Annotated in this window: 12 protein-coding genes; 4 read left to right on the forward strand and 8 right to left on the reverse strand. The window is 42.2% G+C overall.

Annotated features, from left to right (window positions below; all coding sequences use genetic code 11):
* Positions 1–504 precede the first annotated feature (504 nt).
* The 7 genes from purQ to MSTHT_RS04380 all read right to left on the reverse strand — a co-directional run bounded on the left by purQ (position 505) and on the right by MSTHT_RS04380 (position 8,478).
* A complete protein-coding gene (purQ, locus tag MSTHT_RS04350; RefSeq protein ID WP_048166718.1) occupies positions 505–1,203 on the reverse strand; it encodes a phosphoribosylformylglycinamidine synthase subunit PurQ in 699 nt (232 codons plus the stop codon).
* Positions 1,204–1,264: 61 nt separating this feature from the next.
* Positions 1,265–1,516, reverse strand: a complete 252-nt coding sequence (gene purS / locus MSTHT_RS04355; protein WP_048166719.1) for a phosphoribosylformylglycinamidine synthase subunit PurS — start codon at positions 1,514–1,516, stop codon at positions 1,265–1,267.
* 1,221 nt (positions 1,517–2,737) lie between these two features.
* Entirely contained in the window at positions 2,738–4,183 is a 1,446-nt protein-coding gene (locus MSTHT_RS04360; RefSeq protein WP_048168380.1) for a 2-oxoacid:acceptor oxidoreductase family protein, read from the reverse strand.
* 2 nt (positions 4,184–4,185) lie between these two features.
* Positions 4,186–5,241 carry a 3-methyl-2-oxobutanoate dehydrogenase subunit VorB gene (locus MSTHT_RS04365; RefSeq protein WP_048166720.1) on the reverse strand — a complete coding sequence of 352 codons (1,056 nt, stop codon included), beginning with the start codon at positions 5,239–5,241 and terminating at the stop codon, positions 4,186–4,188.
* Positions 5,242–5,261: 20 nt separating this feature from the next.
* Entirely contained in the window at positions 5,262–5,510 is a 249-nt protein-coding gene (locus MSTHT_RS04370) for a 4Fe-4S dicluster domain-containing protein (RefSeq protein ID WP_048166721.1), read from the reverse strand.
* A gap of 488 nt (positions 5,511–5,998) precedes the next feature.
* Positions 5,999–7,684, reverse strand: a complete 1,686-nt coding sequence (locus MSTHT_RS04375; protein ID WP_048166722.1) for an AMP-binding protein — start codon at positions 7,682–7,684, stop codon at positions 5,999–6,001.
* A 239-nt stretch (positions 7,685–7,923) separates the two neighbouring features.
* A complete protein-coding gene (locus tag MSTHT_RS04380; RefSeq protein ID WP_048166723.1) occupies positions 7,924–8,478 on the reverse strand; it encodes a helix-turn-helix domain-containing protein in 555 nt (184 codons plus the stop codon).
* A 738-nt stretch (positions 8,479–9,216) separates the two neighbouring features.
* Between MSTHT_RS04380 and MSTHT_RS04385 the strand changes: the two genes are divergently transcribed.
* The gene (locus MSTHT_RS04385) at positions 9,217–10,767 is read left to right on the forward strand and encodes a PKD domain-containing protein (RefSeq protein WP_048166724.1); all 1,551 of its coding nucleotides are present in this window, start codon (positions 9,217–9,219) and stop codon (positions 10,765–10,767) included.
* Between the two features lie 108 nt (positions 10,768–10,875).
* Here MSTHT_RS04385 and MSTHT_RS04390 read toward each other — a convergent pair whose 3' ends face one another.
* Complete coding sequence (locus MSTHT_RS04390) at positions 10,876–11,379, reverse strand: amino acid-binding protein (protein WP_048168381.1); 504 nt, start codon at positions 11,377–11,379, stop codon at positions 10,876–10,878.
* A gap of 375 nt (positions 11,380–11,754) precedes the next feature.
* Between MSTHT_RS04390 and MSTHT_RS04395 the strand changes: the two genes are divergently transcribed.
* The 3 genes from MSTHT_RS04395 (at position 11,755) to hisE (ending at position 14,400) form a co-directional block, all read left to right on the forward strand.
* Positions 11,755–12,573 (forward strand): YkgJ family cysteine cluster protein, encoded by an 819-nt coding sequence (locus MSTHT_RS04395; RefSeq protein ID WP_048166725.1) that lies wholly within the window; start codon positions 11,755–11,757, stop codon positions 12,571–12,573.
* Positions 12,574–12,721: 148 nt separating this feature from the next.
* Positions 12,722–14,008, forward strand: coding sequence for a 3-isopropylmalate dehydratase large subunit (locus MSTHT_RS04400; RefSeq protein ID WP_181952191.1), 1,287 nt, complete (start codon positions 12,722–12,724; stop codon positions 14,006–14,008).
* A 77-nt stretch (positions 14,009–14,085) separates the two neighbouring features.
* Positions 14,086–14,400 carry a phosphoribosyl-ATP diphosphatase gene (gene hisE, locus MSTHT_RS04405; protein WP_048166727.1) on the forward strand — a complete coding sequence of 105 codons (315 nt, stop codon included), beginning with the start codon at positions 14,086–14,088 and terminating at the stop codon, positions 14,398–14,400.
* The last annotated feature ends 41 nt before the right edge of the window (positions 14,401–14,441 follow it).

Genomic DNA, 14,441 nt, shown 5'->3' on the forward strand with positions numbered 1-14,441 from the left:
TCATAAGAATAATTATCTGAGTTAATAAAAAGATTTTGAAATATATATTCTGAAAAATAAACCTGAACTTATATTTATAAATGCTTTCAATAATTAATTGTAATCGGAAATCTCAGTCAGCACAGGAAACTTGATTTGTATAGCCCGGTAAGAGATCACCAAGAAAGAGAGAAATTTGTCGCAAGAATACCGAAATAGATAAAAGCGTTTAATATAATTAACAGGCACTAATTGCCAGATTAAACTTCCAGATTAAATTGCTAGATCCAACTGTCAGATTAAATTGCAGATTCAACTAGATGAAATTGCCAGATTAAACTACCAGATATGGAAGTAACAGGACTCTCAAAATAAAAACGACAAAACAAAAATATTGATAAATAGAATTAATAACCATATAACTTAGCAGATAAATTAAAATAGTAAATAAATTAAAGTGACAAAAAATTAAAGTGGCAAAATAATTAAAGTCACAGCATAAATTAAAGAGCAAAAGCGGACTAATCAGAAATTTTCCGTGATATAATCCATCATTGACTCGAATACCCGCAGGCCATCGTCTGAGCCCAAAATTGCCTCGGAGGCTCTTTCCGGATGGGGCATGAGACCTAAAATGTTTCTTGAAGAGTTTACTATTCCTGCAATATTCTCAAGAGACCCGTTAGGGTTAGATGCTTCTGTTACTTTTCCGTTTTCATCAACATACCTGAAGACAACCTGCTCGTTCTCGTCAAGCTCTGCCAGGCTTTTCTCTTCGGCATAGAACTGCCCTTCCATATGAGCTATGGGCATCCTGACAATCTCGCCTTTCCTGAACTTCGAGGTAAAAGGCGTATCAACAGTCTCTACCCTTAGGTTTGTCCAGTGGCATCTGAATTTAGGATACTGGTTAGTTGTCAGGGCTCCCTCCAGCAGGCGGGCTTCGGTGAGAATCTGGAAGCCGTTGCAGATCCCCAGGATAGGCTTGCCTTCGGCTGCAAGTTTTTTCACTGAATTCATAATTGGGGTGAGGGCTGCAATCGCTCCTGCCCTGAGATAGTCTCCGTAGGAGAAACCACCAGGTACAACTACTCCGTCAAAACCAGTAAGATCCTCCTGTTTGTACCAGACAGTCTCGGCGTTCACACCCACAACATCTTTAAGGACATGCAGAACGTCAAGGTCGCAGTTTGTGCCTCCGAACTGAAGTATGGCAATTTTCATTTTTTCCCCTCAAGTTTCAAAGTTTTAGTTTTTCTGACCTCAATCGTCTTTCCACAATAGTTCATTTAAGTTCCTTGAGCTCGACTGTATAATTGTGGATGATTGGGTTTGCAATAAGCTTCTGGCACATCTCGTCAACTTTCTGCGCTGCAAGCTCTGCAGATTCAGCTTCAAGCACGATTTCGTACAGCCTTGCGGTTTTTACGCTATCAACCTGGTAGCCAAGTTGTCCGAGAGCCCTTTTTATGGTTGTGCCTTCAGGATCAAGCATACCTGCTTTCTGTTCAATTCTAACTGTTGCCTGGTACTGCATCTTTATAAGCCTCAATTTTAAATTTTGAAATTAAACGAAAATCCCGCTTTTAGAAGTCCGATAATGGATTAAAAGTGAGGGATCAAGTGTAAGGTCATGTAATTTGAAAGTAAACAATTATGGTTTTGAATCAAATAATTAGAAGGCATTTTATTATTCTAGCGATCTTTCTTATTCACTTTTCAATGCTGGCTTGTTTTTAACTTGCCTTGCCAGCACTGATTTCAAGGGAAATAAGGATAAAAGCTATTTAATCTTATGGGTCTTAGAGAATAAAAAGTACATTTTTATTTCTTTTGCTTTAAATTCTTGGTTTGTTGCTAGAGCCTTACGCTTGTCAAGACTGTAGAGCATTCCGAAAATAGCCTTTCAGTAAACTGTTCCGAAAATAGTTTAAAGAATGCTCACGGACTTCTGAGGAAAGCAGGTTCATTTTATGTTTTTGAAATTTTCAACGTCATTAAATATTTCGCCGATCTCAAAAATAAATGCCTTGAACAAAACTTATGTCATGAATTGTTTTTTAGGTCGATTATGATATATATCCCTATCCTTATAAGACTAGTAGATTGAGAGTTCTAGGGTTTCCTCTCAATCTCTGGGTTGGATCGCAGGTAGGGACGAGAATAGGGACTCGAACCCTACCATCTACTTATAGAATGAGATTAAGAGCAATGGGGTTTCCTCTTAATCTCCGGGTTGGATCGCAGGTAGGGACGAGAATAGGGACTCGGACCTACCATCTACTTCTAGACCAATAAATTACTTTTAAAATAATACTGCCTTTTAGCAAGCACTTTTAAAAGCAATTTTTAAAAGCCTCTCTTTTTCTTACAATGTCATTCGGCGTTAATAAAGCTTATGATTGACTCCAGATTCAAACCTTTTAAATATACCTCTTTTATCAATCAATTGTAGTGCCTGTATTAAATTCTTGAGATCATGTCTCCCAATAGTGATTATCCATTCAGACTACTCTGAAAGTTAGCAGGATATTCAAGGGATTAAAGAGCAGCCTGATTAATAGAAAAATACTGAGTAGTCAAAAAAATTGCTGGCTGCTTAAAAATTACTGAAAACCACCTGAAAGCCGCTACAAAATTATTTTGAGAATCCTTAGAGAAAGGTAAAAAACACCATAGGCAGAGAAGCCTCTTCTCCACCCGTCTTTTCCACAACGCAGTTTTTCAAAACTCAATTTTTTTTCATGCCTTAAAATCTTCAGATTTTCACGTTTTCTCTTGCCCACTGCACTCCGGCTTCGAGAACCATCTGGTTGAACTCAATAACTTTAGGCTTCCCTGCGAAGTTTTCAGCAAGAGCTTCCTTGAAGACTTCCTCTTCCAGACCTGTTGCGTTAAGACCAGCGAGGACTCCAAGCATGAATGAGTTGGCAGCCTTTTCTGAACCAGCTTCCTTGGCTTTTTCGGTTGCAGGGACTGAAATGGCTCTGGCATGTGCAGGCGTTTCGACCTCGCCAATAGAGGAATCATAGAGGATAAGCCCTCCTTCACGGACTGTCCCTTTGAACCTTTCAAGGGAAGGACGGTTCATAGCTATCAGGATGTCAGGGGTATAAACCGTAGGAGAGCCTATGGGCTGTCCTGAAATAACAACCGAACAGTTTGATGTGCCCCCTCTCTGCTCCGGACCATAGGATGGGAACCATGATGCATTGAGGTTTGCCTTTACTCCAGCCTGGGCAAGGATAATGCCCATGCTGAGGACACCCTGCCCTCCAAAACCTGCAATTTTGGTCTGGATCGGGGCAAAATCCGTTCTGGCAGGTTTCTCTTCAGCAGCCGCCTCAATGCCGTACAGCTTCTCAAGGGTTTCAGTTGTAAAGTCACTGACTCCGCGGTGGAGAGGTTCGACTTCTTCGGATCTGTCTCTGAAGTTCTTGACTGGGAATTCTTTTTCCATTTCCTCATTTATGAAACGGACAGCCTGTTCCGCATTCATTCTGAGGTTAGTCGGGCAGGCAGCAAGAACCTCAACAAAAGCATATCCTTTGCCATCACGCTGGATCTCAAGCGCCTTCCTTATGGCTTTTCTGGCTTTTCTTATGTGGGAAATATCCGAAACTGAGACCCTCTCAATAAAAACCGGAGCTTTAAGGTTGTCCAGTAACTCGCACATATGGAGAGGATAGCCTGCAAACCTGGGATCTCTGCCCTCAGGACATGTTGTGGTTTTTTCACCCACAAGGGTTGTAGGTGCCATTTGTCCTCCTGTCATTCCGTAAACGGTATTGTTTACAAAAAAGACTGCGAGCTTTTCACCCCGATTTGCAGCCTGAAGAGTCTCATTCAGGCCTATGGAAGCAAGGTCTCCATCTCCCTGGTAAGAAATAACCACGGCATTTTCTTCGGCTCTGGAAACCCCTGTTCCTACCGCAGGCGCCCGTCCATGGGCAACCTGAATATTGCCTGTATCGAAATAATAGTAAGCAAAGACCGCACAGCCCACAGGGCTGATCATAATGGTTCTGTCCTGAATCCCGAGATCGTCAATTGCCTCGGCAATAAGCTTGTGCAAAACCCCATGCCCACAGCCAGGGCAGTAGTGAGTGGCTGTTGAAGCTGCCCCTCCTTTGCGAGGGTAATCCGCATACAGGGCTTTTGGCCTTCCAATAACTTTTTCTCCATTAATAATTTCTGCTGCCATTTTCATGCCTCCCCTGCAATTTTCCTGATTTTATCCATAATCTGGTCAAGGGTGATCAGGTTTCCTCCCATACGGTTTACGAGTTCCACAGGCTGTGAGCAGCTAATTGCAAGCTTGATGTCGTCTTTCATCTGTCCGTTGCTCATTTCCACGGAAATAAAGGAGCAACCCTTGTCTGCCAGAGCTTTCAACGGCGCTTCAGGGAATGGGAAGAGCGTTTTTGGTCTGAAAAGCCCTACTTTGATACCCTCCTGCCTTGAAAGATCCACAGCTGACCTGCAAATCCTGCTGCTGATCCCGTAAGAGACAAGGACAATAGAAGCATCCTCGGTCAGGTATTCCTCATAATCGACTTCGTTCTGCCTTATAAGCTCGTACTTTGCCTGCAGTTTTTCATTAAATCTTCCAAGCTCATTAAAGTCCAGGAAGATCGAGGTTATCAGGTTATGTCGGGTTTCGGCTGTACCGTTGACAGCCCAGGTGGTATCGATTTCAGGAACAATAGCTTGCTTTGGGAACTCAAGGGACTCAATCATCTGCCCGAGCACACCATCTGCAAGTACCACAACGGGGTTTCTGTACTTGAAAGCAAGCTCAAAAGCTTTCATAGTAAAGTCGCACATCTCCTGCACTGAATTCGGGGCAAGCACTATATTTTTGTAGTTTCCGTGCCCCCCGCCTTTTACCACCTGATTATAGTCCGCCTGTTCAGGTCCTATGTTCCCCAAGCCTGGACCTGCCCTCATAACATCTACAAGTACGCAGGGAAGCTCGGCACCGGCAAGGTAGGAAAGCCCTTCCTGCATCAGGCTAATTCCAGGGCCTGAAGAAGCTGTCATAACCCTGTGCCCTGCTGACGCCCCTCCGTAGACCATGTTAATGGCCGACTCTTCGGATTCAGCCTGAACGAATTTCCTGCCTACTTTAGGGAAATATTTGGACGCATCATGCAGAATTTCACTTGCCGGAGTAATCGGGTATCCGAAGAAACAATCACATCCTGCATAGAGTGCCCCGACGATTACTGCGGAGTTACCTTTCATGAGTCGTGTTGCCATATTTTTCCTCCTTTTCTGCCTTATTCCGCTTCCTCAATTTTCAGGGGGATATGAATCTCGATTGCAAGCGGTTCTGGGCAGGTATAATAACAATTCGCGCAGCCTGAGCAGCCCTCTCCTTTGTATTCCACATAATGGTAGCCCCGTGAGTTCAGGTTTTCACTCATGAAAAGCACATCTTTCGGGCAGGCTAGAAGGCAGCGCCCACAGGCTTTACACTCCAGAGTATTAATAACAGGGTATGCTTCTTTTTTATCATCCTTTGGCATATGAATCCTCATTTTATTCCTTTTTCAGTTGCCCTTTGGGCTCTTCTCAGCTTTCAGGTCCATTTTCGGATCTGGGACCATCCGGAGTTTTATTTTTTCCCCGAACTTTTTAAGTCCGTGATTTTTTATCCGGTTTCTGTGACAGAATGAAAGCCTTGAATTATCAATTTATTTTTTACAATCTAAACCATAAGTCTGCTAATCCCGTATGTAGCATGAATAGTCGTTGTATTCCGTAAATTAAAATTTCTTAAATTAACGGGAATAATTAATTGCAAAATGAATCCGAAATCAGATTTCTCAGAGTAAACTTTTCACAAGGTTTAAGATACTTATTTCTTTCTTTTCTTTTTCTTTTTTTAATCTGATCCGAGACTTATTGATTCCAGGGTCAAAATGGACAGAATTAAATCTGATCCTGTTTATACTAATTGGATCCGATCCTCCGTAGCTAAATTTTCCAGTTTTTCTTCAGACTATTCTCAGGATCATTCCTGGCTTTCTAAACCCTGGTCTTTGTGCCGGATCTCAACCCTGCGGATTTTTCCGCTGATGGTCTTTGGAAGTTCCTCAACAAAATCTATAATGCGTGGATACTTGTAAGGGGCAGTGACTCTTTTTACGTGCTCCTGAAGTTCCTTTTTAAGCGCGTCTCCGGGTGTGTACCCTTTTGTGAGCACAACAGTTGCCTTGATAACCTGGCCTCTTATAGGGTCAGGAGCACCTGTAATTGCGCATTCAAGCACCGCAGGATGCTGGATAAGGGCACTTTCTACTTCGAAGGGTCCGACTTTGTATCCTGAGGTCTTTATGATATCGTCAGCCCTTCCCACAAACCACAGGTAGCCGTCTTCGTCCTTCCAGGCCATATCTCCTGTGTGGTAATAGCCATCGTGCCAGGTTTCCTTAGTTTTCTCAGGATCTTTTCCGTAGTGAACAAAGAGCCCTACAGGCTTTCCTTCCATTGTATTGATGACGATTTCTCCCTCTTCCCCGACTTCACAGATCCTGCCGTCCCTGTCCATCAATTCGATTTTAAAACCAGGAGATGGCTTCCCTATTGATCCGGGCTTAGGTTCCATCCAGGGATAGGTCGCAATGGTCACAACAGTTTCAGTTTGCCCGAAGCCTTCCATAAGCTTTATTCCGGTGAATTCCAGAAATCGGTTGTATACCTCAGGGTTAAGAGGTTCACCTGCAACAACCGCGTATTTCAGGGTACCGAAATCATATTTTGAGAGGTCTTCCTTAATCAGGAAGCGATAGATTGTAGGCGGGGCACAGAAAGTTGTAACCCCGTGTCTCGAGGCTTTTTCAAGCAAGTTTTTGGCATCAAAACGGTCATAGTCATAGACAAAAACCGCACAACCTGCGATCCATTGCCCATAGAGTTTTCCCCATACGCATTTTCCCCAGCCGCTGTCTGCAACCGTATAGTGAAGCCCGTCATCTTCCACATTCTGCCAGTATTTTGCAGTGAGAATGTGTCCTAGAGGGTAGGTAAAGTCATGTTCTACCATTTTCGGGAAACCAGCAGTCCCTGAGGAGAAATAAGCGAGGGAAATATCGCTGTTTTTTGTAGCAGCCTCGCCTGTAGGACGTTCAAAATCTGCTGAAGCCTCTTCAAGTTCTTTCCTGAAATCAATCCAGCCTTCTCGAGCTTTTCCTCCAACTACTGCTTTTTTGAGTGGGATATTCCCACACTGGGAATGTGCTTCGTCTACCTGTTCGGGAACTCCATCTTCCGCTATGCAAACAATCATCTTTAGTCCGGCTTTTTCGATCCGGTATACAATATCCCGCGTCTTGAGCATATGTGTTGCAGGTACGGCAATGGCTCCCAGTTTATGCAGTGCAAGGATACAAAACCAGAACTCATACCTGCTCTTTAAGGTGAGCATTACATAGTCGCCTTTCCCTATTCCATGCTTTGCAAAGAAATTCGCGGCTTTATCGCTGTAGTACTTCATATCTTTGAAAGTAAAGCGCCTCTCTTCCCCTTCATCATTACACCAGACCATAGCAAGCTTTTCAGGGGAATCTCTCGCATAGACATCGACTACGTCATAGGCAAAGTTGAAGTTTTCAGGAACAAGGATTTTAAAATTCTCTTTGAAATCCTCATAGGAATCAAAATCGGTTTTGGAAACAAATTTATTGAGCAAAGAGGTCATTTGGACACCCGTTTTATCTGCTTATTTCATAGCTTGTATGTTTTTGAGGGCTTCAGTGCCTGATTCTAATCCTGATTTTGCCCTGCTTCTCGATTTTTCTGCCAGTTTGAGACCAAACATAAATCAGATCAGGTTAAATGCAGGTCAAGTTGACTGCGTTAAATCAGATATTATCAAACCGAATATCCTCAAGCAAATTATCATTGAGTCGTATTATCAAACCGAGCTGTATTGTATTATTACATTATAGCTGCCAGGAATCTGGCTGTTTCTCCATTCAGAGCTTCCATGGCGTGCTTATAAGAGGAATCAAAGTAAATAGAATCTCCTTTATTCAGGATAATCTCATTATTGTGGATATAGACCTTCAGGCTTCCTTCCAGTACATAGTTAAATTCCTGCCCAGGGTGGGAATTGGTTTCAGGTTTTGCTCCGGGCGGTTTGGGCTCGACTGTCACTATAAAAAATTCAGCTTTCTTGTGAATAAATTTTTCAGCCAGGTTCTGGTACTTGTACTGCTTCCTTCTCTCAACGCTAACTCCTTTTCCATCCCGTGTGACTGTAAAAATATTCATGCGCGGCTCTTCTCCTGTCAGGAGGGTAGCCATATCCACGCGCAACTTCTGTGCGATCTCAAAAAGTATACTTGCCGGAATATCCTCGCTTCCGTTTTCATATTTCTCATAAGTCTCTTCGGATACCTGCAGATACTCTGCCATATCTCTGACCGTGAAATCCGATAGCTCACGCAGTTCACGTACTCGATCTGCGATCTCTTTTATTTTTTCCTGCATGATATGTCTTCTCCAGCTGGATTTTTCAAGAATAACTTAAGATCTGCTTAAAAACCTTTGGCTTTGCAGATTTGACTGAATACTTGAAAAGGGAAACTTTTCTTTAAGAATTATTGTGGGTTATTTTTCAGAATTATTGTGGGTTATTTTCCAGAATTATTGTAATTATTTTTTCAGAGTTATGTAATCATTTTTTTAGAATCGTGTTAATTTTCCTTTTGGTATTAATAAGAATTATAATTAATATACATTATCATTAAAGTTCTATCAGGTCATACTATTAACAGGGAATTGCAGGAAGCATAAGAACAAACATAGTAGAACTAAGTCTGAAACATAGTAGAACTAAGTCTGCGCTTTAAAGCAAACAATTTCTCGGATTTAGAAAACAACCCAAATATATAATTATATTTCTAAGAGCAGATTTTTAAACTTAACCAAGCCAGTCTTTATTTCTCAGAATTTGCTGCAGGATATTAATTTAATCCGATAATTGAAATTTAGAGAAGGTTAATAGTAAGACACTATTTTATAATTGTGCTCCAAATTTTTATATTGGGTATTTTTGCAGGCAAATAAGCCTGAGAAAGATATTCTGGATATTTTTTTCTAACAAAGTCTTTAAATAGACTTTAATTTTAAATTCTGTTTTCTAATATTCTTTTTAAATCAATAATTTTATATGCTATCCTTTTAAAAAATAATTCTATAAATTTCTTGGTCGATATGCTGGTTAAAATGTCAAAATATCTAACTTTCAGATGGGTCTTCTTACTTGCAATATCTCTAGTGCTGCTCCCAATTTCAGAAACCGGAGCAGTGGAAAATATTTATGTGTCCCCGGGAGAATCAATCCAGGCTGCAGTAGATAACGCCTCCCATGGCGATATTATTATCGTAGAGCCCGGAGAATATAATGAAAGCATTCAAATCGACCAGGATAATCTGACAATTATCTCAGATTCAAAAGTTCCTTCTGACACGGTTATAAGCGCAGAGAACGCAGACAGCAATGTATTCAAGGTAGTTGCCAGCAACGTAACAATTAGCGGCTTCTCAATAGTTGACAGCAAATGCGGGATTTACCTGAGTAGTGTTCAAAACTGTATCATAAATAACAACAACATCTCTGGAAATAAGATTGGAATCTGCCTGTTTAAATCTGAAAATAACACTCTGTACAATAATCTCGTATATTCAAACACTAACTGCGGCATCAGGTCACTTACTTCTTCAGGAAATACGATATACAGCAATTATTTCAATAATACGAATAATGCCAGGGATGATAAATTCAATGTCTGGAACCTGACCTCAGGCAATTGTTGGAGTGATTACACAGGCAAGGATGAGGATGGAGATGGTATCGGCGACATGGCTTATGTCGTCAACCGCCGGACAAAGAGTATGGATTACAGACCGTTAATGGCTTTCGTTCCACAGCCTCCTATACTGCCGAAAGCGATTTTCACTTCCAATGTTACAATTGGGTATGCCCCTCTCACAGTCGAATTCACGGAATTATCTAAGAATGCCAGCTCACATTTATGGAGTCTTGGAAACCTGAGCCTTTCAAACACATCGGATTTTTTGCATACTTTTACCGATGAAGGCGATTACACGGTTACCCTGACCGTTACTAACGAGAACGGCAGCGACTCGACCAGTATGACCATAAATGTTTTGAAAGCTCCGGACCCTTCGGTTCCGATACTCCCTGAGGCTAAATTTATTACCAATGTTACAGAAGGGTATGTTCCTCTTACGGTACAGTTTTTTGATACTTCCAAAAATGCAGCCTCACTATGCTGGAACTTTGGAGACGGGAAGAGTTCTTACTGCCCAGACCCCATACATACTTTTTGCTGCCCTGGAAATTATACCGTCTGGCTTACAGCAAGAAATGATAATGGCAGTTCTACAACTGGTATCGTTATTACGGTTCTTAAGCCGATAAACCAATCCATCGCTGAAGACAATGATCCGGAGGGCATTGAAGATCAGGGCTTAGGTCGTAGAAACATAGGTAAAAGGATAGATGGAGTTCTGAACAGGGAAAACCTTGATTCTGCTGGTGACTTTATCCTATCCTTTACCGGAACCCGATCTGCTGCGGAACTTGCGCTGTTAGTAGAGCAAGAAATCTTCAGAACTGCAGATCTCATTAAAGATCTGACAGCGGATTCGGTACCCGAAATTGAGTTAAGAGATATTTCCATGCGTGAGTTATTTTTGGGTTTTCTGGGAATAGCTCTGGTACTCTCCATTTTTAGAAGAAAGAGAAAATAATCAATAACTATAAAAATTCATTTTCAATTGAATAGACTGCTTTTAAGCAAGTTTTCCTATCAAATATCATTTTATCTCCGGAATCTTAATTTGAAGCGTGAAAGAGCTTCAATAAATGCTTACGCCTTTGACCGAGGGTAACTTAAGGATTTTGTCCACGAGCTCTCCAGGTACTTTCTTGTCGGTAATTATGGTAAGTCTTGGATTATCAGTTAGATAGGGATCATCTGAGACTGCCTGCCGGATGCTTACATTGCTCTCAGCAATCAGACCTGCAACCTCTGCAAGGATACCAACGTGAGATGCATCTTCGGGAATAATAATGATCACTCCCAAGCCAAGAGAAGGGGCTACGTCTCTAAGGAAAGGGATGGAATGTACATTTTTAAAAATCGTGCTTAGAAGTTCGTCTGAAATAATAGTCTTTGTAGTTGCGTCAACCACCCGCCGGTCAACACCTGCCTCCTTTGCAAGCTGAGTATGTGCTATCTCAATGCCTCCGGAGGTGACCTTTCCTTCTTCGTTTACCTGGAATCCTCGCTCAAAAAGCAATTTAAGCACTTTTGCCTGTGCAGGATATTTTTCAAATTTTTTGAGTAATGTCTGCCACATACACACAAAGTTTAAACCTAGTTCCCTGATATATAGTTTCTTATTGCATTTAATTAAAAACCGCTGTACTGCAAGCGCTGTGCCGCAAGCCTTTTCAAAAAAGGCTTGAGCGAAAACGCTGTTTTTGATCAAACTTTTTCTAAAAAAGTTTGTGCCGCAAGCCTTTTCAAAAAAGGCTTGAGCGAAACCGTTGCGCCGGTTTATCACCAAGCGTTGCGCCGCTTGACCACGCCGCCACGCCATTTTTGATCAAACTTTTTTCTAAAAAGTTTGTGATCAAATATTTTTTCCAAAAAGCTTGCGATAATTCAAATATTTTGGCGTTAACTGTCGCTTGCGTTAATTTGATGTACTAGCAGGAGACGACTCACTAATATGGAAGCATCCAGCACAGGCAGTAAGCAGGAATCCAGAAAAACTGACTATCAGCTCCTTCTTATTGCTGGTCTCAAGAAAGAAATAGAAATGGCTCATAAACTTGACCCTGAACAGCTTGCAGCTGAAATCAGAAGAATCGGCTTCTATTGCCAGCGTTGTGGAAAATGCTGTCGGCGGGCTTTCGGGGACAACAGGGTAGCGGTAATTCCTTCCGAGATCGAGAGAATTCGAGAGCATACAGGTCTGTCAAAATTAGAGGTTGCAGAACCATTTATACCTGAAATTCCTATCCCGAATGAAAACCAGGAAGATGAGGAAAACCACCCCGAGCCTTCTTTCAGGCAGTCAGAGGAAAATGAAGAGCAACTCTCTCCTGAATCCCTTGAGTCTCTTCAGGAGTGTATTGATCTTGAGGGCAAGATTCATGCTTTTGGATGGATACTCAGGCGAAAGAAAAATGGGGATTGTATTTTTATCGAGAAAGATACCCACAGGTGCCAGATATATCCGGTTCGCCCTATGCTCTGCAGCACTTATCCCTTTTATATTGAAGGATTGAGATTGCACACTTGCGAATGTGAGGGGCTCGGGTATCCAATCTCGATCGAGGACAGCCGAAAACTGGCTGAAGATCTCCTCATGAGGTATATTTCGGAACTTGAGGACACCCTTGTCATGTATGAAAAGTTTGTAGATTTCAGGAGAGATAAAAAGGGTCTTGAGATTGCAAAAATGAGCCTGATGAGCCGCACATGTACCTGTATAGTTCACGACAGCCTGGGAAGTACTGAATTATTGGTTAACAGCCAGGACTAACAGAAACTCAGGATTTGCAGGCTAAACTTATCTATTTTTAAAAAAGCTTCGTCTCTTTATGAGCTTGAAAGACTTTTGACTTTTTGCTATAGTACACCATCAATTAAATTTATTTATTAGAAAGAGCCAGTTATTCCCCATGACCGGAATGTCTGCTAATGAAAATCGTCCGATGACCGTTTCGGAAAAGATCTTTTCGAAGGCCTCCGGAAGTCCCGTAAAGGCCGGAGATTTCGTGCTGGCAAATATAGACCTGGCAATGACGCATGACATTACAGGTCCGCTGGCAGTCAAAGGCTTTTACGAGATAATGAAAGACAGAGAAGAGAAAAAAGTCTGGGACCCTACGAAAATAGTGATCGTGTTTGACCACCAAGTTCCTGCGGATTCTATCAACGCCACAGCAAACCATATTATGCTTCGGGAATTTGCTGAGGAACAGGGCATTTTAAATTATGATGTATACGAAGGAGTTTGCCATCAGGTTCTTCCTGAGAAAGGGCATGTGCTGCCAGGAGATCTAATAGTTGGCTCGGACTCGCATACGTGTGCATATGGCGCACTGGGGGCGTTTTCTACGGGCATAGGGTCTACTGATATGGCAGCGGTCTTTGCTACTGGCAAGCTCTGGTTCAGGGTACCTGAAACTTTCCGCTTTGAAGTTGAAGGCAGCCTGCCAGAAAGGGTTTACTCAAAAGACCTTATTCTTCACCTAATAGGCGATGTAGGAGTAGAAGGAGTCAGGTATATGGCTGCTGAGTTTGGAGGCTCAACAATTCGTTCTCTTTCTATTCCTGAGCGCATGACCATGTCCAATATGGCAATCGAGATGGGAGGAAAGGCAGGAATTATCGAAGCAGATGAAGTGACTGCAGACTACCTCAAAGAGAGAATCCTATACTATGAATTTGACCCATACTGGAAATCCGATGAGGGCGCAGAATATGTAGGAGTTAGGCACTACGATGTATCGGACCTTGAGCCCCAGGTTGCCTGCCCTCACAATGTGGATAACGTGAAACCCGTAACCGAAGTTGAAGGCACAAAACTTGACCAGATCTTTGTAGGTTCCTGCACGAATGGCAGGTTTGAGGATATCAAAATCATGGCTGATATTATGGGCGATGAGCCAGTAGCAAAGGGCGTTCGCCTGATTGTTGTTCCCGCATCACGGACCGAGTATATAAAGCTCCTGAAAGCTGGATATATAGAAAAACTTATAAATGCAGGTGCAATCGTAGAATTCCCCTGCTGCGGACCCTGTATGGGTGGCTCTTTCGGCTTGCTTGGGGCTGGAGAAGTGGGCCTTGCAACCTCGAATCGCAACTTTAAAGGCAGAGAAGGAAGTCCTGAATCCTTTGTGTATCTATCTTCCCCTGCAACTGCAGGAGCGTCAGCTCTTACCGGAGAAATTACTGACCCAAGGAAGGTTTGAAAAATCTCCTGTTTTTACTTTTTTGAGATTTCTGGCTTTTGACTTTTTGAATGTTTGTCTAATTAACAGGTGTTAGAATGACGGATACCGATTTATCAATTTTGAACAGGGTATATGAGATCATCTTGGATCGAAAACAGAATTATGACGAGTGCTCATATGTCTGCAAGCTCCTGAATCACCCTAAAGGAATGAATAAGATTCTTGAGAAAGTAGGAGAAGAATCAATTGAAACTATTCTTGCAGTCAGGAACGAAGACCATGACGAGATTGTTTCGGAAAGTTCAGACCTGATCTTTCATCTTCTTATACTGCTTGCTGCAAACAACATTACCCTGGATGAAATTGCAGCCGAACTTAGTGCCAGGCATGAAAGAATGAAAAGGGACTGAAGATTTGGAGGTTTTTACCTCCCGGTTTGAGCATGGAAATA

The organism is Methanosarcina thermophila TM-1 (genome assembly GCF_000969885.1).
GTDB classification, from domain to species: domain Archaea; phylum Halobacteriota; class Methanosarcinia; order Methanosarcinales; family Methanosarcinaceae; genus Methanosarcina; species Methanosarcina thermophila.

Coding starts and splice junctions, on each gene's coding strand:
- MSTHT_RS04360 (WP_048168380.1), bottom strand. CDS start 4,183: ATGGCAGCAGAAATTATTAATGGAGAAAAAGTTATTGGAAGGCCAAAA.
- MSTHT_RS04375 (WP_048166722.1), bottom strand. CDS start 7,684: ATGACCTCTTTGCTCAATAAATTTGTTTCCAAAACCGATTTTGATTCC.
- purS (WP_048166719.1), bottom strand. CDS start 1,516: ATGCAGTACCAGGCAACAGTTAGAATTGAACAGAAAGCAGGTATGCTT.
- MSTHT_RS04390 (WP_048168381.1), bottom strand. CDS start 11,379: ATGTGGCAGACATTACTCAAAAAATTTGAAAAATATCCTGCACAGGCA.
- purQ (WP_048166718.1), bottom strand. CDS start 1,203: ATGAAAATTGCCATACTTCAGTTCGGAGGCACAAACTGCGACCTTGAC.
- hisE (WP_048166727.1), top strand. CDS start 14,086: ATGACGGATACCGATTTATCAATTTTGAACAGGGTATATGAGATCATC.
- MSTHT_RS04370 (WP_048166721.1), bottom strand. CDS start 5,510: ATGCCAAAGGATGATAAAAAAGAAGCATACCCTGTTATTAATACTCTG.
- MSTHT_RS04395 (WP_048166725.1), top strand. CDS start 11,755: ATGGAAGCATCCAGCACAGGCAGTAAGCAGGAATCCAGAAAAACTGAC.
- MSTHT_RS04385 (WP_048166724.1), top strand. CDS start 9,217: ATGTCAAAATATCTAACTTTCAGATGGGTCTTCTTACTTGCAATATCT.
- MSTHT_RS04365 (WP_048166720.1), bottom strand. CDS start 5,241: ATGGCAACACGACTCATGAAAGGTAACTCCGCAGTAATCGTCGGGGCA.
- MSTHT_RS04380 (WP_048166723.1), bottom strand. CDS start 8,478: ATGCAGGAAAAAATAAAAGAGATCGCAGATCGAGTACGTGAACTGCGT.
- MSTHT_RS04400 (WP_181952191.1), top strand. CDS start 12,722: ATGTCTGCTAATGAAAATCGTCCGATGACCGTTTCGGAAAAGATCTTT.